General features: G+C 34.1%; 14 protein-coding genes and 1 pseudogene. 12 read left to right on the top strand and 3 right to left on the bottom strand.

Going from position 1 to position 23,241, the window contains the following annotated elements; genetic code table 11:
• Window positions 1–109 precede the first annotated feature (109 nt).
• From D5R40_RS11195 to D5R40_RS11175, 5 genes and pseudogenes are all read left to right on the top strand, one after another.
• Window positions 110–3,217, top strand: coding sequence for a methyl-accepting chemotaxis protein (locus D5R40_RS11195; protein ID WP_124143462.1), 3,108 nt, complete (start codon window positions 110–112; stop codon window positions 3,215–3,217).
• Between the two features lie 118 nt (window positions 3,218–3,335).
• Window positions 3,336–7,727 (top strand): hybrid sensor histidine kinase/response regulator, encoded by a 4,392-nt coding sequence (locus D5R40_RS11190; RefSeq protein ID WP_124143461.1) that lies wholly within the window; start codon window positions 3,336–3,338, stop codon window positions 7,725–7,727.
• 431 nt (window positions 7,728–8,158) lie between these two features.
• Window positions 8,159–8,548 (top strand): annotated as a pseudogene (rplU, locus tag D5R40_RS11185) (50S ribosomal protein L21); the annotation flags it as partial.
• Between the two features lie 163 nt (window positions 8,549–8,711).
• Window positions 8,712–8,999, top strand: coding sequence for a 50S ribosomal protein L27 (gene rpmA / locus D5R40_RS11180; RefSeq protein ID WP_124143459.1), 288 nt, complete (start codon window positions 8,712–8,714; stop codon window positions 8,997–8,999).
• A 392-nt stretch (window positions 9,000–9,391) separates the two neighbouring features.
• Entirely contained in the window at window positions 9,392–10,960 is a 1,569-nt protein-coding gene (locus D5R40_RS11175; RefSeq protein WP_124154664.1) for a TAXI family TRAP transporter solute-binding subunit, read from the top strand.
• 566 nt (window positions 10,961–11,526) lie between these two features.
• Here the strand turns inward: D5R40_RS11175 and D5R40_RS11170 are convergent.
• On the bottom strand, window positions 11,527–12,204 hold the full coding sequence (locus D5R40_RS11170) for a glycoside hydrolase family 108 protein (protein WP_124154663.1): 678 nt from the start codon (window positions 12,202–12,204) through the stop codon (window positions 11,527–11,529).
• Window positions 12,205–13,175: 971 nt separating this feature from the next.
• Here D5R40_RS11170 and D5R40_RS11165 point away from each other — a divergent pair.
• The 7 genes from D5R40_RS11165 (at window position 13,176) to D5R40_RS11145 (ending at window position 20,348) form a co-directional block, all read left to right on the top strand.
• Window positions 13,176–15,338 (top strand): O-linked N-acetylglucosamine transferase, SPINDLY family protein, encoded by a 2,163-nt coding sequence (locus D5R40_RS11165; protein ID WP_124143456.1) that lies wholly within the window; start codon window positions 13,176–13,178, stop codon window positions 15,336–15,338.
• 43 nt (window positions 15,339–15,381) lie between these two features.
• Complete coding sequence (locus tag D5R40_RS35040; protein WP_161564354.1) at window positions 15,382–15,531, top strand: hypothetical protein; 150 nt, start codon at window positions 15,382–15,384, stop codon at window positions 15,529–15,531.
• A 386-nt stretch (window positions 15,532–15,917) separates the two neighbouring features.
• The gene (locus D5R40_RS11160; RefSeq protein ID WP_240038787.1) at window positions 15,918–17,099 is read left to right on the top strand and encodes a cyclic nucleotide-gated ion channel; all 1,182 of its coding nucleotides are present in this window, start codon (window positions 15,918–15,920) and stop codon (window positions 17,097–17,099) included.
• A 45-nt stretch (window positions 17,100–17,144) separates the two neighbouring features.
• The gene (locus D5R40_RS40940; RefSeq protein WP_275670286.1) at window positions 17,145–17,273 is read left to right on the top strand and encodes a hypothetical protein; all 129 of its coding nucleotides are present in this window, start codon (window positions 17,145–17,147) and stop codon (window positions 17,271–17,273) included.
• 2 nt (window positions 17,274–17,275) lie between these two features.
• Entirely contained in the window at window positions 17,276–17,875 is a 600-nt protein-coding gene (locus tag D5R40_RS11155) for a MiaE family protein (protein ID WP_124143455.1), read from the top strand.
• Window positions 17,876–18,586: 711 nt separating this feature from the next.
• Window positions 18,587–19,075: a GNAT family N-acetyltransferase gene (locus D5R40_RS11150; RefSeq protein ID WP_124154662.1), complete on the top strand. Its 489-nt coding sequence runs from the start codon at window positions 18,587–18,589 to the stop codon at window positions 19,073–19,075.
• Between the two features lie 91 nt (window positions 19,076–19,166).
• Window positions 19,167–20,348, top strand: a complete 1,182-nt coding sequence (locus D5R40_RS11145; protein ID WP_124154661.1) for an FtsW/RodA/SpoVE family cell cycle protein — start codon at window positions 19,167–19,169, stop codon at window positions 20,346–20,348.
• A gap of 336 nt (window positions 20,349–20,684) precedes the next feature.
• On the opposite strand, the gene D5R40_RS11140 is transcribed toward D5R40_RS11145, so the two are convergent.
• The gene (locus D5R40_RS11140; protein ID WP_124154660.1) at window positions 20,685–21,341 is read right to left on the bottom strand and encodes a Crp/Fnr family transcriptional regulator; all 657 of its coding nucleotides are present in this window, start codon (window positions 21,339–21,341) and stop codon (window positions 20,685–20,687) included.
• Between the two features lie 444 nt (window positions 21,342–21,785).
• Window positions 21,786–22,802: a CHAD domain-containing protein gene (locus tag D5R40_RS11135; RefSeq protein ID WP_124147076.1), complete on the bottom strand. Its 1,017-nt coding sequence runs from the start codon at window positions 22,800–22,802 to the stop codon at window positions 21,786–21,788.
• Window positions 22,803–23,241: the final 439 nt, after the last annotated feature.

Below are 23,241 nucleotides of genomic sequence, written 5' to 3'. Positions count from 1 at the left end.
ATTGAGTTGTTTATATATTAAAATTTCTGACTGAGGCTGATTCCCAATTCCGTCAACAATAAAATTAAAAAACTAAAAAATAATAAAATTATATTGAGAGAGGGACAGCATGACATCATCCAGCACAGACTTTTTACAAGATTATCAAAAAGTAGAAGATGCCTACAGTCAGGGTAATTATGAAGAAGCAGCAGCTTTAGTTTATAACTTAATTCAGGATTATCCAGAAGACCCTAGTGCTCGTCTTCTTTGTGGTCATATATATTGTTATGGACTCCATCAATATGATGTGGCAACAGAGCAATATCATTCGGTATTAGACCTAACTGACGACCCAGATTTTATTAGCTATGCTCAACAAGGTATAAGTGATAGTAAAGGATTTATTACAAATAATCCCACTACTAGTGAATCAGAAGAATTTATAGAAGATATTAACTTTGATAAAAATCTGGATGAAGTGGCTATGGAAGAAGAGATTTATAACTCTCAAAAATCTATAGCAAACAAAGAATTATTTCTGGATAAAAACAGCCTAGAATTAGATGCAAAAGACTTGGAAAATATTACGGAAAAAGAACTATTTCTGGATGAAAATAACGATGAATTAATAAAAGAAAATTTTGACTTTGATCAATTTGATAAATTATATTTGGAAGATATAGATGATTTGGAACTGACAGATGAAGAAAATAACCCTTTTAGTACAAATAGTAATCTTACTAATCAAAAAGATGAATATGTAGAAGAGTTATCTGATTTCACAAAATATGAAGAACCTTTTGGTGAAAATGACCAAGAATTAGAATATCAGTTACCTATAGAAAATAATAAAGAAACCAAAAATTTGCTAAATGATGCTGTTTTAAATAGTAGTGATGGCCGAGAAAATATATCTGAAAAAATCTCAGAGTTTACTTTGAATGAAGACTTAGATGAAATTTGGAAAAAGCAGCAAGAAGAAATAGCAGAAGATGACAGAACAAAGTATGAAGATATAAAAAATTATTCAGATTTAGAAATAGATCATCGAATAGAAGACTTAGACTTAGATGAACTTAATGATGATTTTGAGAACGTAATAGATGAAATTTTAGATAATTCAGAAGGGATGATTACTGGAGAAACAAATAACATAAAAAGCAGTAATTCTCATTTACGAATAACTCCAGAAACGGAAGATAAAAACCATAACCATAATTTTTCAAGTTTAGATAAAGCTACTTTGTTGACGGGAAATAATAATAGTTTCGGATGGGAAGAAACTGAAGATATTAGTGGAATAAGTGAAATAAGTGAAATAAGTGATGGAATAGATGAATTAGAAGACGGATTATATAATCAATGGAATAATATAGAAGATGTAGGTACAGGAGTAACAGAAAAACTGGATAGTTTTGAGATCAATGAATTTGATGAAGCAGGATTCAGCGAAGCTTTTGATATAGATGAAGAAGGAAATACTAAAGGTAGAAAAGCAAATGGTTTTCTAGAAGATGATGAATTTGGTGATTTTGAAGAGTATGAGTCTCTAACTGATGAGATGGAAATGCCGACCGATATGACAGCTCCCGATATGAGTACTGCAGCATCTAATAATATAGAAGCAATGGACACAGGAATGGTGGTAGGTGGTACAACAGGAGCCTTGTTTGACAACAGAACTGATCGTAGCGCAATTGATAATGAAGAAACTATCCCAATAGATAATCAACTCCCAACCTTCAGTAAAATTAAAGGAGAGGCAGTAGATACAACTGTAATGGTTGAACAAGGTGGGTTGGCATTCTGGGAAAATGCTTCACTATCTACAAAACAACTATACACAGCCATAGGAACAGGACTAGTATCCTTAATTGTAGTAGCTTTTGTCAGTAATGTTGTTTCCTACAGAGCGTATCAAGAACAAAAAACAGAAGTAATTTCTTATTTGCGTGGCACTGGTTGGATTATGACAGGTATCGCAGGAATCAGTAGCTTTTTAACTGCTTATGGTCTTGGTAGTCTCACAACAAAGCAAATAGAAAGAGCTAACAAAGATTTACATACTCAATTCGATATTATTGCTGACGGCAACTTAAAAGCTAGAGCAACAGTTTATTCAGAAGATGAATTTGGCAAACTTGCTGCCAAGTTTAACCACATGGCTAAGGTTATTCAGGCAACTTACACCGATGCTCAAAGGAAGGCAGAAGAAAATGAACAAGCCAAAGAAGACTTACAAAGGCAGGTGATTCGTTTACTAGATGATGTAGAAGGAGCAGCTCGTGGAGATTTAACTGTTAGTGCAGAAGTTACAGCTGATGTGTTGGGAGCAGTAGCAGATTCGTTTAATTTAACAATTCAAAATTTGCGGGAAATTGTACATCAGGTAAAAGAAGCTGCTCAAAAAGTGAGTAGGGGTTCTATGGATAGTGCGACTTTTGCTCAAGGTTTATCTACAGATGCTTTGCGACAAGCAGAAGAGTTGGCAGCGACTCTACAGTCTGTGCAAGTAATGACCGATGCTATTCAAAGGGTGGCTGAAAACGCTCGCGAAACTGAAGATGTAGCAAGGTCTGCAGCAGCTTTAGCATTGAAAGGAGGGGAGACAGTAGACCGTACCGTAGCTGGTATTTTGCAAATCAGAGAAGGTGTGGCAGATGCAACTCGAAGAGTGAAGCGTTTATCAGAGTTTACCCAGGAAATCTCTAAGATTGTAGGTTCAATTTCTAGTATTGCCTCTCGCACAAACCTGTTGGCATTGAATGCCAGTATTGAAGCAGCTAGGGCAGGAGAAGCAGGCAAAGGATTTGCAGTAGTAGCAGATGAAGTCAGACAGTTAGCAGATAAATCAGCTAAAGAATCTAAGAATATAGAACACACAGTGATGCAAATTCAAACTGAAACAGGAGGGGTGATGACTGGAATGGAAGAAGCAACTCAGCATGTTATTAAAGGAACGGAGTTGGCAGAGGAAGCAAAGCAGTCTCTGGAAGATATTGTTCAAGTTACAACAAGAATTGATGTGTTAGTACGTTCTATCGCTGCAGATACAGTAGAACAAAATGAAGTGGCTCAATCAGTATCAAAGGTGATGCAGGCAGTAGAATTGACAGCTCAAGAAACTTCTCAAGAATCTCAACGAGTTTATAGCTCGCTACAAAATTTAGTGGGTATTGCTCGAGATTTATTGACTTCAGTAGAACGTTTCCGAGTAGATCCAGCAGATCAATAAAGTCAAAATATTAATGAACGTATGTGAACAAATAAATTATCAGCATATTTTTCAATCGATGCAAAACAAAAGTTAGTAGTTGAAAAAATATCCCGTTGAATCCAGAACTATAAAAAATATGCAAACAGAACAAACACAAAAAATTATGGGCTATTTTATTGAGGAGGCAAAAGACCACTTCAATACTATAGAACATGGAATATTAAACTTACCAAATACTATAGCAGATCGAGAACTATTAAACGAATTATTTAGAGCGGCTCATTCTGTTAAAGGTGGGGCTGCTATGTTAGAAATTAATAGTGTACGAAATATTGCTCATAGATTAGAAGATAGTTTTAAAATCCTGAGAGAAACTTCCATTAAAGTAGATAATAAATTAGAATCTTTATATTTAAGTGTTTTAGATACTTTACAAGACTTATTAGAACAACTTTCCAACTCTGGTTTAACAGAAAAGGAAGAAAAAACTAAACTAGAAAAATTAGAGCCGGTATTTCAAGAGTTAGAAGAACATCTAGATGATTTAGCAGGAGAAACTCACGGAATAACTATAGGAAAAATACCAGAATTAAATGTTGACAAACAAAGTTTTTTTATGGCAGAAGTCTCAGAAAAAATGCGAGAAATGTTGCTTTTATTCAAGCAAAATGATGATGCCAGTACAAGGAATAAATTGAAAAATATATGTGATTTTTTAGCAGGTCAGGGCAGACAAGAACATGTGTCATCAAATTGGTTGAAATTAATAGAGGCGATTAAAAAAGCTATCGCTAACACGGAAAATACATACTATACTCTTGCTCATAACATAATTAAAAATTTGAAACAAGCTCAAGAATTAATTAGAGATAATCGAGAGCAAGAAATAGTGATAGATGAAAATTTAAAAACTTTAACGAAAAACGCAGAATATATAAACAAAAATATAGGTGAAATAGATATGTTAAATGAAACAAAAAATCAACAGAACCAAACTAATATTAATGAGAGAATAAACAACAAAAATGATATATTAACTCAAAAAAAAGAGTCTATAAATGACTGGTTTAATAGCTTAGAAGCTAGGGATATAGATAATAATAACTATGACTTAATAGGAGATAAACAAGAAGTAAGGCAAGGACCAGAAGTTGGAGTAACAGAACTAAATAGTTTAGCAGATTTATTTGAAGGAGAAACACCAGAACTAGACTCTAGTTGGGAAGAAGAAGAAATACTAGATAAAGGTAATGTGGAAGGAGGGGAGTTAAAAATATCTGAAATTGAGAGGGATGATTCTGGTGATTTGTCTGACTTATTATTTGATGTTAATGAAGTTGTACAATCATCCAAAATTAAAAATCACAATGAATTTAAATTTTTAACTCCAGTAGACGAAGATTTGTCAGATTTGTTTAGTAAAAGTACAGAAAAGACACTACAAAATCAGAGTAATGTTAACAAGCAAAATACTAACTTAAAACTAGATAATAGTAAAGCAAAACAGACAGAAGATTTGGATGACCTATTCAATGCTATAAATCAGGGAGATTTAGCAGCATTAGAAGATGTAAAAAACTCTGAAAATGACAGGGATTTACAAGTGGATTTACCCAAAAATAATCTGCAAAAAAATATCAAATCAATTTCTAAAAAAATAAACCAAAAATATCAGGTAGATGAAGATTTTAGTGATTTATTGGGAATCCAAGATGAAGGGAAAAAAATTAAAAATGATGTAAAAGTAGAAAATAATCAAAGCCAAATTCAAACCAAAAATGATTTAAACTCAAAAGTAGCCGATTTAGAAGCACTGTTTGAAGATTTAGACACAGTAAATGAACAACAAGAAAATCAAATAGAATCAGATGATTTGACATCCAGTTTTTCCAAAGGATTTGATCGAGAAGATGTAGATTTGTCAGACTCACAAAAATCAATCAATGTGGAGCAGATAAACTGGGAAGATGATAACAATGATTTGAATAGTTTATTCGACGATCCAAACCTAGATTTTATTAACTTAGATTCTAATGAATCATTAGATAATTTAATTGAGAGCGATAATGAACCTCAAGAAAATTCAGAAATTTCAGTAAATATAGAAGATTTGTGGCCTACCGTAGAAAACCATGAAACTGTAGATGAAACGGTAGACTTAAATAAGTTGTTAGAAGATGTAGTGAGTGAAACAACTTCTCTAGAGTCAGAAAAAAATCAACAATTAACAGCTAAAAATCAAATAGAATCAGAAGAATATGAATTTATTGAATTAGAAGCAATACTAAATGGAGAAAAATTAGATAATAATTATAATATTTTTGTACAACTAGAAAAACTATTAAATGGTACAGAAATTAATTCAAAACTCAAATCAAATATAGCAGTTGTAGAAAAAACTCCTCCTATCCATAAAGCTGCCAGTATCACAAAAAAACTACCAGAAGAAGATCCCTTTAGTGACTTAGATAAATTATTAGAAACTCCTAATATAGATACTTATAAATCTAGTGGGGTTTCTACTACTAATACTCCTCGCCGAAATAGACGCCCTCCAGAACAAACAGTCAAAGTACCTGCAAAGCAACTAGATAATCTCAGTAACTTAGTAGGTGAACTAGTAGTCAATCGTAATAGTTTAGAACAAGGTCAAGAACGAATGCGCCAGTTTCTAGATAACCTGCTCCATCAGGTAATGCTACTCAGTGATGCTGGACAACGAATGCACGACTTGTATGAAAAAACACTTTTAGAAAGAGCAATTTGGGACAATCGTCAAGGACATCATTCTACTACTACAGTGCCCGAAAGTACGGTGGTAAAAGTAGCACAAAAAGGGTTTAAAGACTCTCTCGATCTTGACCGGGTGGAAAACTTCACCCCTTTCCATTTATTGGCTCAGGAAACCATAGAATATATAGTCCGAGTACGAGAGTCTTCTTCTGACATTGAATTTCTGGTTGATGACGCAGAAAAAGTAACTCGTATACTCCGACAGGTGACAACTCAACTACAAGAGGGGTTAAACAAGGCAAGAATGATACCATTTTCTCAAACAGTACAACTATTACCTCGTGCTGTGCGAGACATTTCAATGGAATGTGGCAAAGAGGTGAATTTACAGGTAGAAGGGAAAGAGACCTTAATTGATAAAATGATTCAGGATAAGCTTTCTGACCCAATGAAGCATCTAATTAATAATGCCATAACTCATGGAGTTGAAACACCTCAACAACGTCTAGCAGCAGGTAAGTCTCGTCAAGGTAAAATCACAATTCGTGCTTTTCACCAAGGTAATCAAACGGTGATTTCGGTGGCAGATAATGGAGCGGGAATTAATGCCGAAAAAGTCAAGAAGAAAGCGATAGAAAAAGGTCTAATTACTCAACAACAAGCTAAAGGGATGTCTAACATTGATGTTTATGATTTGCTCTTTCATCCGGGTTTTAGTACAAAAGATAAGGCTGATAATTTTTCAGGTCGTGGAGTTGGGTTAGATGTGGTGAAAACTAATTTAACCGAAATTCGAGGTACTATTTCTATTGACTCTACTATTGGTAAGGGTACAATATTTACAATTCGCTTACCTCTGACTTTGAGTATCTCAAAAGCATTATGTTGTATTAGCGATCGCTCTTGGATTGCTTTTCCGATGGATGGGGTAGAGGATATGATTAAAGTGTCTAAGGAGGAAGTTAAAGCAGAAGAAAATGGGCAATACTATATAGAATGGCGTGGATCAAAGTTGCCTTTCCGTCACTTACGAGAGCTGCTTGTTTATAATCGTCATCTCCGTCGCGGTAATGTGTATGGTATTAATGCCGAGGAAGATATGATTTCAATTGTTGTTTTGCGCTCTGCTTCTGCTGGCATATTTTTGGCGGTGCAAGTCGATCAAGTTTTAGAACAACAGAAGGAAATTGTAATTAAACAATTAGAGGGTCCGATACCTAAACCTATCGGTATTGCTGGAGCAACAGTTTTAGGGGATGGTAATATTGTCGCGATCGCGGATGTCATTGAATTAATTAACTTAGCAACAGGAAGACTACGCCGAGATGAGGGTAATATGTGGTCATCTAGCGAAGAAGATGAGGCATCTTTACCTGTACAGCAAAAGAGTGAGTTAACAGTATTAATTGTTGATGACTCAATTACAGTTCGTGAATTGTTATCAATGACGTTTAGTAAAGCTGGTTATCGAGTTGAACAAGCAAGGGATGGTAAGGATGCCTGGGAAAAAATGCGTGCAGGTTTACCGTGTGATTTGGTATTTTGTGATATTGAAATGCCTCGGATGGATGGTTTCGAGTTATTATCTCGGATGCAAAAAGATTCTCATTTGAATACTTTACCTGTGGCGATGTTGACATCTCGTGGAGCAAAAAAACACATGGAAATGGCATTTGAGTTGGGTGCAAAGGGTTACTTTACCAAACCATATATCGAAGATAAGCTATTAGAAGGGGCGGTTAGTATACTAGAAGGTAAAGCTGTTGGAGATATATTGAGCGGTGGTGGTTATTGATTTTAACATGGGAGGCAACAGGCAACAGGGGGACCAACCCCTAACCCCTCCCAGGAGGAGAATATCGAGAAAGATTTGACAATGGCGCATCGGTTGGGACATTTTTTTATACCGAACCCGAGGGAATTTGATATAATATCAAATCTGTTTGCTTCGGAGTAATATAGTTCCGTAGATCATTATACAATTTGTAGGGGCGTTAACGTAGTTATGCGCTAGCTAATAGCCATTAGCCGCTACTTGACAAAAATTACGTTTGTCAGAGATAATTGCAGATTGTGTGTCTAAATCCTGCTCGGACCAGGTTCAGACATAATAAAAGCTGGTAAATAAATCAAGGCATTTGCCCATTTTAACTAACTACAATACCACTTTCAGGTATTAGCGTTAGAACCAGCTACCTGTACGGCAAACCTATCAACACAAATTTAATGAGTTACGCAATTATTGAAACAGGTGGAAAACAACTGAGGGTAGAAGCAGGTCGCTTTTACGATATTGACCTTCTACAAGCAGCGGAGGGGGATCAAGTTTCTCTGGATAATGTGCTTCTAGTTCAACATGAGGGAGATGTTCATATTGGTCAACCCCTTGTAAAAGGCGCTCTTGTGGAAGGCACTGTGATGAGGCACTTGCGGGGCAAAAAAATTATTGTCTACAAAATGCGGCCTAAAAAGAAAACTCGGAAAAAAAGGGGACATCGCCAAGAACTTACTCGTCTAATGATTGACTCCATAAGTATTAATGGCAAAATATTAGCAGCAGGAGAATCTCAAACTTCAGCTACAACAGTAACTCCAGAAGCTAGTGAAAGTGTTACAGAAACAGCAACTGAAGCTACAGAAATTCCAGAGTCAGTAGAAACTGTTAGCGAGGAAGTTTCCGAGACTACGGCAGAAGTTGAAACTGTATCTGAAGAAAAATCAGAAAATCAGGCAGAATAAGTACAGATGCTATTATATGTAATAAAATTTGGAGGAAATCATGGCTCATAAGAAAGGTACTGGTAGTACTCGTAACGGTCGCGACTCTAATTCCCAGAGATTAGGTGTTAAACGTTTTGGCGGTCAAGTTGTTAAAGCGGGTAATATTCTTGTCAGGCAACGTGGTAGTAAATTCCATGCAGGCAATAATGTTGGTGTGGGTACTGACTATACTTTATTTGCTTTAATTGAGGGTGTGGTGACTTTTGAAAGAAAAGGTAAAAGTCGGAAAAAAGTGAGCGTTTATCCAGTAACTCAAGAAGCTAATGTCGCAATTGCTGAAGCTTAAATAGTTTGGATAAGTGTCAAGTCATACCCACGCATCGGCGACACTATTTTTAAAGTAGGATGTAAAGTCCTACTTTTTTTTCGTCTATCTAGCAAAATTCAATAAATCTTTGTGGGTACGTTCTATGGATCATCCTATTTGATACCAGTGGAAGGAAAGGTTAGGATATATTAAAAGCTTAAAACTCAGACAACGCAAGATTTTTTGGTTCTTCCTTTTTCCTTTTTCCTTCTATTGAGCCAAAAACAAGATATTTTTAGACCGATAATTCTAAGTGGGCATGATACAATTACAGTTGGATTAAAAAATTAGTAGTCGCGCATATTAATAGTTAAGTATAAATCATCGCATTATTCTAGGCATAAAATTTTTCCTTTTAAGGAGATCAAAAATTGCATATATTTACGAAATTATCAACTCCTATATATCCTCATCGCAAACTACCTAGTAAATTAATCGGAATAGGAGGTATATTTTTATGGGCGATCGCATTAACGAGTTGCACTACTCAACGCCACAGTCTAACCCTTTCTACTGGTGCTAATGGAGGTGCTTATGAAAACATAGGCAGGCAAATAGTAATTTCAGCTCGTGAAGTAGGGAAAATAACCGTCCATGATAATTATGATTCCTACGGTTCGCAACAAAACCTCAAACGTCTACTCAATGGAGAAACAGACCTTGCTCTAGTTCAACTAGATGTTGCCAGTGAAGCAATGAAAATGGGCAAAGTCCAAACAATAGCTGTTCTTGCCCATGAATATTTACATCTAATTACACAATCTGACTCACAAATCAATACTTTTACCGACCTTGACGGAAAGCGAGTCGTTTTTGGCGCTCCGGAAAGCGGTATTTACTTCACTGCTAGACGACTATTTAGTGCCACAAATCTAAACATTATTGAAGCGGATATTGATATCAGAGAAGGATTGGATAAACTGAAACAGAAAGAAATAGATGCTTTCGTCTATGTTGGTCCGGTGGGAAGCAGTAAAAAAATTCAAGCAGAGTTAGCAACACCTCCCTTGCTCAGGTTAGTTCCGATATCAACTGCCTTTATTAACTACTTAACTATTCAATTTCCAGCATCATATCAAAGTGCAACCATGCCGAAAGGTAGTTATATTCCTCTACCACCAATACCTAAGGAAGATTTACCTACCATTTCTACTGCTGCTGCTTTAGTAACTCGTCCTGATGTCAGCAAAGAAAAAATTGCTCTTTTAACTTGGTCAATTATCTCATCTTCTCGACAATACTCATTATTTTACCCAGAACTTGCTAACGGAAATGCTCGCTCTTTATTACAGAGTGGATTGGTATATCTTCATCCTGGTTCTCAGCAAGCATTTGAGCAAGGCGACCCCAGACAAGTTTGGATGCGCTATTTAGAGGAAAACCAAGATTTACAGGCAGGTATAATTATTGTTATATCTACAGGTATCATCGGATTTTTATTGCGAATGTGGCGTCATAAACAGTGTCTCAATATGATTAAAAATAGCCGTTTAGCTCTCAGTGAGATTAGTTTAAATTTAGAAGAAAATCCAATTCAAGCTCTTAAAGAAGTAGAAGAATTAAGGCACCAACATAGGTCAATGTTGATTGAAGGAGATTTACCTAAAGAAGCTTATGAAAAGTTAGAAGAAATGACAAAGGTGTTTGTAGAAGAATGCCGAATTTTGCAAGAAAAACAAAATCAGAAAGATATTCAGAATACCATAGCATTAATTGATGAATGGCAATCTATGTCGGAAGTATGCCCAGAAGAAGTTAAGGATAAGCTGGAAAATTTAGAAAATAAGTATCGAGAAATGTTATTATCACGTCAAATTGATATTCAGACTTTCATTCATCTGACTCAGCTTATTAGTCATTATGTCAAATTAAATAATAATAATAGTGGTAATGGTAATAATACTACTCATCATCATGTTCCTGTTTCCTTAAATTCATAATTTTAATTTTTCAGGTAAAAAATACAGATAAATTTGATAATTTTAATTTTTTTACTGATGGAATTATATCATGTCTGGTTAAATATTTGGTAAGCATTCAGCAGTAAGCTATTAGCTATCAGCTATTGATGATCAGAGGTTGTAAAAGCAATTGATAAATTTGGATACAATTAAAACTTACTGTCAAATTACGCTTCTTTAAGCTTATAAGGAATTATTCATTATTTGCTGATAGCTGACTGCTAAGAGCTGAATTCTCTTACAATACTTGTAAATAAGCGAGTAGGGAGTAGGGAGAATAAAGAGATTTGCTATCTATAGACAGTTGGGTTTTTTTTCATAACTAATTATCTGGACATGATATTAGATAATAGGAAGTTGGAATTTGAGTTCCCTGTAACTTACACTCTTTTAAATTAATATAAACTTCTCGAATTGCACATATTTAATCATATCATGTCTGTTTGTATTGCTTGTGTAAACCCAAGGGTGAATATCTACAGAAAATTGAAGTTTTTTTCTTGCTCAATAACCTTCTTCCTTCTTCCTTCTTCCCTATTCCTTCTTCAACGATCTTTGAGCTTTTCTACATAGCCCCACAAACTATAATCACGAGCCAACCAACCATGAAAAAAAGCCATCTGACTTGAATCTTCCTGCACTCTTTTATAACGATAAATAATTCTTTCATTAATCATTTGAAGAGCTGTATTTCGATTATTACCTTCTGCTAATGCTGACTTAGTAACAGCATCAAATATACCTGTTTGTGGTAATCCTAAAGCTTGTTGGAGAAAAGTTACTGAGTTATTAATACCAAAATTAACTGCAGTATCAAACATAACTACAGCTAGAGCAGGATGCATTGTAGCTGACTTACTATTATCCCAATAACCTTGATAAATTTCCATCAGTTCGGTATCAGACATTTGTGCAACATCTAAGGTTGGTAAACCACGTCTTCGCCTATAGGAATTATATTCAGTTTGCAAAATTCCTTTATAAGTTCGACCACCTTTATCTGCTGGATGATTACTAAATCCACCTTCAAAATATAGAGTAAAAGCTAGAGCTGTTTCAAATAATTTTTCTTCATATTTTTGTTCTGTTTGTGCTTGAGCAGGAATTTTATTATCGATAAAAATCGGGATTCCTACTGTCAAAATTAATGAAATAATTCCCAAAATTATTTGAGATTTAAATTTAATTTTTGGTTGAAGTTGATGCAATTTTTTTCCTATCATTTAAATCTTCCTTATTTAATATTAAATACCAAAATTAATACTACACTTATTATCAGCTTTAGGGCTGAAAGTTGAGGGAAATAGTAAAATATCAAGTTGATATGAAATACAAGTAATTATGCTATTTATGACTTTTCCTATCTCCCCATCTCTCTATATTTTGATAAATTGGTAGTCCTGCATAGTAATGGTATACAAGGAACAAGGGATGCTTGGCACGGGAGCAAGATGCTCCCACTGCCGTACCTCGTAACAAAAATAATGCAATGCACGACAATTACAATGCACCACCACCGATAAATTATCTGTAGCAAACATTAACCTATTTCATATTAGTTATAGGACTACGCATTAAGATTAGGACAGCTAAGAGACTTCAAAACATTACAGTTAAAAGTTTTGATTCTAGCTGATAGCTGATAACTGATAGCTGAATACTTATAGCTATATCAAAATTAATGAAATAATTCCCAGAATTATTTGAGTTTTAAATTTAATTTTTGGTTGAAGTTGATGCAATTTTTTTCCTATCATTTAAATCTTCCTTATTTAATATTAAATACCAAAATTAATACTACACTTATTATCAGCTTTAGGGCTGAAAGTTGAGGGAAATAGTAAAATATCAAGTTGATATGAAATACAAGTAATTATGCTATTTATGACTTTTCCTATCTCCCCATCTCTCTATATTTTGATAAATTATCTGTAGCAAACATTAACCTATTTCATATTAGTTATAGCACTACGCATTAAGATTAAGAAAGCTAAGAAACTTCAAAACATTACAGTTAAAAGTTTTGATTCTAGATGATAACTGATCGCTATATCAAATATTTTTACCCAAAACTAAACATAGGATAACTCAAATATTGCACCTTAGAGGAAAGACCTATATTCTCTCGTCCTACTCAGGTACAAAATATGATAAATTTTAACTTTTAATTAGATAGCATAGACTTTTTTTTCCCATGAATATTTCTTCGAGTCTTCCCCATTCACAAACTCCAAATTCTGAGGCATTAACAGCACAAGCAGAACTTTATTATGCCCAGGGACATTTATCAGAGGCGATCGCTTGTTGTCGCCAGTCTTTAAATATAGAACCGAATTGGGCGTCTACTTATGTAACCCTAGCAAATATTATCCAAGCCCAAGGTAAAATTTCGGAAGCAATTAATCTATATTATCGGGCCATAGAACTTAATCCTGAGTTATCCCAGGCTCATGTTAACCTGGGCAGTATGTTTTTTCGTCAGGGAAAGCTGGATAAGGCGATCGCTTATTACAGGAAGGCGATTCAATTACGACCAGATATGGCCGTTGCTTATTGGAATTTGGCCAAAGTTTGGCAGCAACTGGGCAAGTTAGACGAAGCGATCGCCTCAGAAGAAAAAGCTTTAAAATTAAATCCTAATTTGGGTGGGTTTGAGGTTAATTTAAGTCAGGGATATAAGTTAGCTGAAGAGGGAAAGTTAGATGAAGCTATTGATAGTTGGCAAAAGGCAATTACACTCAATCCAAATTTAGCAGAAGCTTATAGTCAAATTGGCATAATTTTTAGAAGTCAAGGTAAGTTTTCTGAGGCTATTAAATATCTGAAAAAAGCGATTGAAGTTCAGCCTAATTATGCTACAGCACATCAACATTTATGTGGCATTCTTCGGGATGGTAATAATTATGTAGTTGCCAGGGAAGCAGTCACTAACTATTATCAGGAATGTGGGGAAATAGATCCGATTATGACTGGGATATATTTGATTAGCACTTATCAAATATCTGGCTTAAATGAAATTGCTAAAGATAGATTTTTTGACCTTGAAGCTAAATTGAAAGAGGATATGACTATTGTTAAAAAGGTAGTCGATATAAAAGCTTTATATGGAAATTTTATTTTTAGTGTTCCTTATTTAAGAGATGATATTCAAGCCAACTCTGACCTCTACAAATCGGTATCGAAAGTTTATAGACAATTTGTCCTCAAACCTCAAAATAATCATTTTTATACTCCTGTTAATTTTGACAATAATCATCTATTAAAAATTGGCTTTATCTCTAGTCATTTTAATCGACATTCTGTCGGTTGGTGTAGCCTTGATATTATTCGAGAGTTAGGAAAATTAAATACAGAAATATATTTATATCCAACAGAACGTCTCAAAACAGATGACCAAACTAAAAAATTTAGCCAAGCTGTTACTAAACTATATGTACCGAAAAAATATCCCCACGGAAGCGTCGATCTCCGAGAAATTATTACAGAAATTCAGCAAGATAAAATAGATATATTGATAGATTTAGATTCTTTGAGTTTACCAATTAATACACAAATTTTAAGTAATAAACCTGCACCAATTTGTATATCTTGGTTAGGATTTGATGCTCCTTATATATCTGAGAATAATTATTTTCTATGCGATTTATATACCCACCCCCAAGACCGAGATAAATACTATATAGAAAAATTAGTAAGGATGCCAAATTCATTTGTAGCAACTTCTGGTTTTCAAAGAATAGAAACAAATAGAGCTAATTTAAGAAAGTCTCAGAGGATAGGTTTAGACCAAATTGTTTATCTTTGTTTAGCACCAGGAAGAAAATTTAACCGAGATTTAGTCAAAGCACAAATTGCTATCTTGAAGCAAGTTCCTAATAGTATTTTAATTCATAAAGCATTAGGAGATATAGAAGTATTTCAATCTGCTTATCATCAAGGTTGTAAAGCTGAAGGTGTAAGTATTCATCGCATTAAATTTATAGAAATATTTCCTACAGAAGAGGAACATAGAAGCATCTATTCTTTAGCAGATATTATGCTTGATTCTTATCCTTATAATGGTGGTACTCATACCTTAGAAGCTTTATGGTTTAATTTACCAGTTGTTACTCTTGCCGGAGAGCAATTTTTATCTAGAATGGGTTATTCTTTTTTACAAAATTTAGATATTAAATTCGGCGTAGCATGGTCATGGAATGAATATATTGATTGGGGTGTAAAACTAGGTCAAAATCCTCATTTACGTCAGGAATTAGTCGATAAATTAGTTAAATCTAAAGAGCAAGAAAATTTAGCGCCATTATGGAACCCGAAAAAATTTGCTCAAGATATGTATAATACCATCGGAAAATTATAATACTTATTCCATTTTTGGATATAAAAAAAGTCAATGAAAATAGTTGAAGAAGGAAGAAGGAAGAAGGAAGAAGGAAGAAGGAAGAAGGAAGAAGTGGATGGGGACTCAAACCCCAACCAATTGTCAACATCGTGTAGACGGTGGGGTATTAAACCCAAATGAAAAAGATAAAAAATTATTTTATTCTAGTTAATTAAAATCCCCAGCAACATAAAAATTTGGTAGCTAGCAATTGGTAGCGAGTTTGATGCCTCTAACGTATGATTCTCTTATGTCTATTGCCTTCTTCACTAATTAATTTTACTCTATAAAATAATGGGTTTGTTATACCAATTCACTTAAAAAGTGTCACAAATAGTTGGTAACTGATGAAGTCAAATAATAAGCTGAAATGCTTACGCTGAAATTACTGTATAGTAGAGATTTTAACTACCTAAAATATCAATTCTGACTTTAAGTGAAATGGTACTAGAACTTATGTGGATAATAAACCTTAGACAGGGAAATATTTTTCCCACTGTTGCCTGTTACCTGTTTCCTGTTCCTTGTTCCCTCCTATAATTACTCAAGAAAAATAAAGTGAAAATTCCCACACTTCATCCCGATAGTAAATTTATTAGATTCTGGCAAGTATTAATTGTATCCATTACTCTTTATAATGCTTTCATAATCCCATTTAGAATTGCTTTTAAAAATAGATTTGATGGTCTCTGGATTATATTAGATCTTATAGGAGATGTAATTTTAATTATTGATATGTTTATTCGATTTCATATTGGCTACTTTGAGTACGGAGAATATATTCAAGACAAAAAAAATATCGCTCAACATTATCGAGATCGACTCTTTTCAAGGCATTTAGTAGCTAGTATTCCCGGAGATTTAATTGCCAGAATAATTGTACCAAACTCACTATTTATTATTGCTTTATTGAGATTCCCTCGTTTATTACGACTACCCCAATTTTCTCTAATTTTTAACAGGAGGGAAACTAATATAAATATTAACCCTACTTTGATTAAAATGTGTAAATTAGTCATACTAATTATTTTAATTACTCATTGGGTAGCTTGTATCTGGTTTATGATTGGCAGTTGGGAATCTAATGCTGAAAATTCTTGGTTGATTAGTAATTATCTACAATCAGCAAGTATAAGAACTCAATATATTAATTCCCTTTATTGGGCAATTACAACTCTGACTACTGTAGGATATGGAGATATTACTCCCACTACTGAAATTGAAATAATATTTACTTTGGTAGTCATGTTCTTAGGAATATCTATGTATGTCTATATTATTGGCAATGTATCTTCATTAATTTCTAAACTAGATGCTACAAAAGTCAGATATAGAGAAAAGTTAGGACAAATTCAAACATATATGCGGGAAAACAAAATCCCATCTGACTTACAACAAAAAATTAGAGATTACTATCAATATAGATGGATTGAAAATCACGATATTAGAGATTACCACATACTCGAAGAATTACCAGAACCTTTAAGAATGAAATTAGCATTAGAACTGCACAAAGAAGTAATTGAAAAAGTGCCTATTTTTCGAGGAGCAACTACAGATTTTTTTGAAGAAATAGTAATGGCTTTAAAGCCTGAAATATTACCACCTAATGAATATATAGTTCGAGAAGGAAATTGGGGTTATGAAATGCACTTTATTAAACGTGGTTTAGTACAAGCATTCTCAGAAAAAACTGGTATTATATACAGGAATATGGGTGCATGTAAATTTTTTGGATAAATTGCTCTAGTATATGAACAACGACGTACTTCATCAATCATCACATTGACTTACTGTGAATTATTTATTTTAGAAAAAGATGACTTGAAAAAAGTGTTAGAAAATTATCCAGACCTTGCAGCTAATCTTAAAAAAACAGCAAAAGAACGTTATGAAAATGAACACAAGGAATAAATATGCAACTAACAAAAACACCAACCATTAAATATATTAAACAACCAACTTCACAAGCTTGGATAGAACAAGCGATCGCCAATCTAGACACTATATTATTAGACCATTCTCACTGTGAACGAAAAGCAGCAGGAGTAGCTTTAAATTTAATGTTTCGCTATCCTTCAAGTACGAAACTTATCAAAAAATTAACGGCTATTGCCAGAGAAGAATTAGAACATTTTGAGCAAGTAAACCAATGGTTAGAACGCCGTAATATTCCATTAGCTCCTCTAAATTCTCCTCCTTATGGAGCAGCTTTAAATAGTAAAGTGCGACGGAATGAACCTGAAAGAATGTTAGATTTATTATTAGTTTACTGTTTAATTGAAGCTCGAAGTCACGAACGTTTAGGATTACTTGCAGATTACTGTCCAGAACCAGAGTTAGCAAAATTTTATCGTAGTTTAATGGCATCTGAAGCCAGACATTATGGAATATATTGGATTTTAGCCACAACTTATTTTGAACAAGAAAAAGTAGAGGAAAGATTAGAGGAATTAGCAATATTTGAAAGTGAAATTCTGAGCAATTTACATCCCGAACCACGCATTCATAGTTAACTAGCTATCAGCTTTTAGCTCTCAGCTCTCAGCTCTTATGATGGGGTTTATATGAATATAGACTTTAAAGGGTGAACGGCCGTTAGCTTCGCATAACTATCGTGAACGCACCTACAGAGGTAGGGAAGTAGTAAACATCAGAGTAATACACACCTACTGGCTAATAATCTCTCAAAAAATTATTGAATTTTACTAATTACTTAATCATTAAAGTCTGGCATAAATATAGTATTATTTTTGAGAAATGGTATTAAATATTAGGTGGCGTGGTAATTTATTTTTTACTTTTTTAAACCAAGATTACTAATGTGTATCTTGATAATTTATATCATGTCCGAACGCAATTGTTTGTGTAAACCTAAGGGTGAATATCTACAGGAAATTTAGATTTTTTTCTTGCTCAATAGCCTTCCTATCTCTTCTTTCCTCTTCCCTCTTCCTTCTTCCTTACCTTTGCTATACAATACCGATGCTACCAGACATGATATTATTTGTTTGAAAATTAAAAATAAACAATGTGGTATTTGCTTATAGGAATTCTATTTCAATTGCAGGTAAACAAACCTTTGAATTTAGGCAACAGGTAACAGGGGTAAAAGTTTGAGAATTTTTATATATCCTTTGATTTTTGACAAATCATTTTAGATTGCTATAAAACCTTTAACCTACCACCTACCACCTAAAACCTTCTACCTAAAACCTTCTTAAATTATGAAAAAATATTATCGTGATTTTGTAATTAGAAATTGGCAACCAGATGACCGTCAAATAGTAGCAAATATTATCAGTTCTGTTCTGGCAGAATACGGTTTAAACTGGGAACCCAAAGATGCAGATCGAGATGTCTTACAAGTAGAAAAATTTTATCAAAATGTAGGAGGAGAATTTTGGGTAATAGAAAAACAAGAAAAAATATTAGGCACTGCCGCATATTATACAATTTCACGAGGTAATAAAGCAGCCGAAATTAGAAAGATGTACTTATTGCCAGAAGTCAGAAATCAAGGTTTAGGAAAATTTTTATTAAAAGAATTAGAAAACAAAATTATAGAATGTAAATTTCAAGAAATTTGGATAGAAACAGCAACAGTATTGCAAGAAGCTGTTAAATTATATGAAAGTAGCGGTTATCACTTAACAACTGGTGTAGAAACCAAACGCTGCGATCGCATTTATCAAAAAATTCTAGACACAAAATAAACAGTAAATTAATTAAGATTGTCGCCTTAGATGAGAAAAATTTACCTACCACCTAACACCTAACACGCAACAAAAGCGTAACAAAAATTATATGGATTTACGTTATCTCATTCCCTTTTTCGACCCCAAAGTCCAAACATGGACTATAGAAGCTAGACTATTGCGATGGTTCACATTCCTTTGGTTATTTATCGGTTTAGTAGTATTGTTTTCCGCCTCCTATTCCAGTGGTGCAACAGAATATGGAGATGGTCTATACTTTTTTAAAAGGCAGTTAATATGGGCTTTAGTAGGAACGATGGGATTTAATATAATTGTTTATACCCGCTTATCTACTATGCTGCAAACTGCCAAAATAGGCATAATTTTAATACTCACTCTACTATTTCTCACCCTGGTACCAGGAATAGGAACTACAATTAATGGTGCAACTCGCTGGATATCTTTAGGCCCAGTAGTTATTCAACCATCTGAACTAATGAAACCTTTTTTGGTGCTGCAAGCAGCTAATTTGTATAGTAAATGGAATCGCTTGACTTGGTTAGTAAGGATAACTTGGTTATGTACTTTTTCTTTGATACTAGCATCTATCTTACTGCAACCAAACTTAAGTACCACTGCCTTATGTGGTATGATTTTATGGTTTATTGCCTTTGCAGCAGGACTACCTTACTTTTATCTAGGAGGTATTGCTTTAGGTGGATTTCTTTTAGCTACCATTAGCGTCAGCATTAATGATTATCAGAGGAGGCGAGTTCTTTCTTTTACAAATCCTTGGGCAGATTCAATGGGGGATGGCTATCAGTTAATTCAAAGTTTACTAGCAGTCGCTTCTGGAGATATTTGGGGCAGCGGTTTCGGTTTATCTCAGCAAAAGCTACATTTTCTTCCTATTCCATATAGTGACTTTATATTTTCTGTTTATGCTGAAGAGTTTGGTTTTGTGGGAGCCTTATTACTGTTAATATTATTAGCTATATACAGTATTATTGCTTTGAGAGTTGCCTTAAAAGCTACTAGAATGGCACATCAACTTGTAGCCATTGGAGTAATGATAGCTTTAGTAGGTCAGTCTTTCTTAAATATAGGTGTTGCGACTGGGATACTGCCAACTACAGGTTTACCATTGCCAATGTTTAGCTATGGCGGTAGTTCAATGATTGGTAGTTTGTCGCTAGCTGGATTATTAGTTAGAGTAGCTAGAGAAGAAAATCAGGCAGATGTTTTAATCTTGAAAGAACGTCGCTTACGAAGGCAACGCTATGTGCAATAGATATCTCCGGAAAAGAGGCAGTAGGCAGTAGGCAGTAGGCAGTAGGCAGTAGGGGGAAAGAATTGATAATTTCTGTGTGATAATTGATTTGATTTTTTATTATCATGCCTATGTCTAATAAATATCTTCAGAAAAGAGGAAAACCAGAACTGGGAAAATAGTGTATATCTAAAAATAGATTTTACTTTTGATTTGTGGAGGTTCCTAATATAGAACTACAAGAACTGCTTAGGACATTTTTTAATCCTAAAACCCTTTTACATTTTGCTATTCTCTGTTCCCTGTTCCCTATTCCCTATTCCCTAGCGCGTAGCGCTATAATTTATTAGACTAAGTTTAGTTATTATTGTTACTGACAAATCCAAATAAATCTGATGAGTATGCAAAAGCTTCATTTTTTAATATCAGATGACGATCTTTATCTTTACTGAGCCATCCTTGCTGTTGTAATTTTCCCAAAATTCTCGTGACAGTTACTCGCGTTGTACAAATTGCACCAGCAATATCTTGATGAGTCAAGCGAATACTCAACCGAGTACCATCAGTCACTGGCTGGCCAAATTCTTGCTTCAACAATAATAATAACTGATGGAGACGGTCTTCTACTCGTCTTTGTCCAACAATCGCTAACAAGGCCTCTGTTTGCCGAAATCGTCTTCCTAATTGAGGTAACAATTCTTGGGCTAATTTTGGGGAAGCCTCTATCTCGATCATTGTGTACCACATTAGACAAACATCTGACAAAGCATTTGCCCGATAAGTCTGCAAGTGGGAAAAACAACTACCAAAGCACATAGAAGGTCCACCCCATCCGAGTAGACCTTCTTCGCCTATTGGATAAAGAGTACTGAGTCGCACTAAACCTTGACAAATTTGCCAGACACCTTGCGACATTAGAGGTATTGTTTCTCCTTTATTAAAAAAGTGTAGATGACGTTCAGAACTTGTATTGTAATTATTAGTTTCTATAGTTGCTCTAGAACTTTGAGCCATATTTATACATTCCAGTTTACATATACTGGTTTTATATACATAGTACTCAGACTATCCTCACAAAGTAAAGGTTAGGTAATTAAAAGATTAGTAATAGGTTAAACTTTTTTGATCATCATTCAATCCCACTCAGTAAGGCAGGATAAACAAGCATCATTTTTTTTTAGATGAGATAAATCTTCTTTATAGCAGAAGGAAGAAGGGGCTTAGTTATCTAGGAGAGGACCGAAAGAGCGAAAAATCTTTCATTGTCTGAGTTTTAAGCTTTTAATATGTCCTAAACTTTGCTTCGACTGCTATACATATTTTCTTTTCTGCTTTTTACTCAATCTTTACCTACTACCAATTTTGGATAAATAAACTTCTTGCAAAAGTAAAAATTAAATATTCACTTCTTTTTTTGTTTTTTATTTTACCTCTACAAGAAGTCTAATATACCAGAATTTATATCGCAGGTCGCAATAATTCAGAGCGGAAATTTTGTCTAACTTGAATATTAAGATATCGTCTTTGCAAAACCTGCCATTTTCGCCATGCTTGATGCCAATTTTGTTGGAGTTGCTTCTCTAAGGTAGGAAGAACTTTGTCAATTTTAGATTGCAAAACATTTTCCAGAAATTCTCTTAAAACAGCACCATCTTGAATATCACCCAGATATTCCTGAATTTCTTTCATATCTTTTAAATAAGCTTCATAAGTCTGACCATAAAATTCAGTAAACAAGCTCATCTGGTAACGAACCCGCTTTACTTCTTTACGCAGACTATGTAGATTTTCCTCATCTTTATCGCTAATACTTATAAAAGAAACATCATTATTTATTTTGACAACTTGATGCTTGGAATTAGTTCTTTGTAGTAAAAAATCCTGATTATCACTTGTTTCTAAATCCTCTGTTTCAATACCAACCAACCAGCCAGGATGAAGCAGTAATTGACTAACTTCAGGTAATAATAAATCTGGTAATACCTCTTGAATAGGCAGGCGAGAAATATCTGTATAAATTGGCTTATCCAACCATTCCTGTAATTTCTGCTTCAACATTAGATAATTCTTATTTCCAAGTATTCCTCGTACTTTTTTAAAAGCTTGACGACGTTGTTTTCGTAATTGCTGCATAACCTTCTCTAACTCTGCCTGTTCTTGAGGAGGTAAATTTGGTTGATAGCGATTTTGAAGCGCTTCTAAAAGAACATCTAAATCTCTTAAACCCCCTAAACAACGAGCAATTTTACCAATTTTTTGATCTTGAGCTGCTTTTGGCAAAGTGACAACTGGCCTAAAACCTTGAGCAGCAGAGCGCAAGCGACGCATACCCACACGCATTTGATGTAGTTCCTCTGGGTCTTGATCTTTGAGTACCTCTGGTTCGTGTCTGAGGGTTTTCTGAAAATGCTTTTCAAAAGCTAAGGATGCCCAGTCTCCAAGACTATTTACTTTCGGCAATACTTGTGTTGTCATAGTTAATTGAAACCCTAACTCAACTTTTGCAGTCACGTCTACAATATTCTGAAAAACTTCTATAATAACACTTTTTGTGGATTTTTAACAAATTTTATTGTCTATTTGTTGCTGCCTCAACTCTTTTACAGCAATTTTCTACTTAAATAAGGTAGAGAGTTTTGGAGTTTTAAGTGAATAGAAAACAAGACAAGAATTAAGATTAAGATTAATATTAATATAACTTACGCAAAAATACTGTATGTAGTAAACAAAAACTATAGTAACACACTATATATAGCATTGATAACTGGGAAATGTGTAAGTCCCCATAGAGTCACATTCATTAACTATGACGTAAAGACGTTGTATATAAGGTATCTATATATTAGACTTGTCGCTTTATAACTTAAAAATTCCCCAAAAACCTTGTTCTGTAAGGATTGTAGCTATTGGATGG

The organism is Okeania hirsuta, from assembly GCF_003838195.1.
Classification (GTDB): Bacteria; Cyanobacteriota; Cyanobacteriia; order Cyanobacteriales; family Microcoleaceae; genus Okeania; species Okeania hirsuta.
This window is presented reverse-complemented; position numbering and strand designations above follow the sequence as displayed.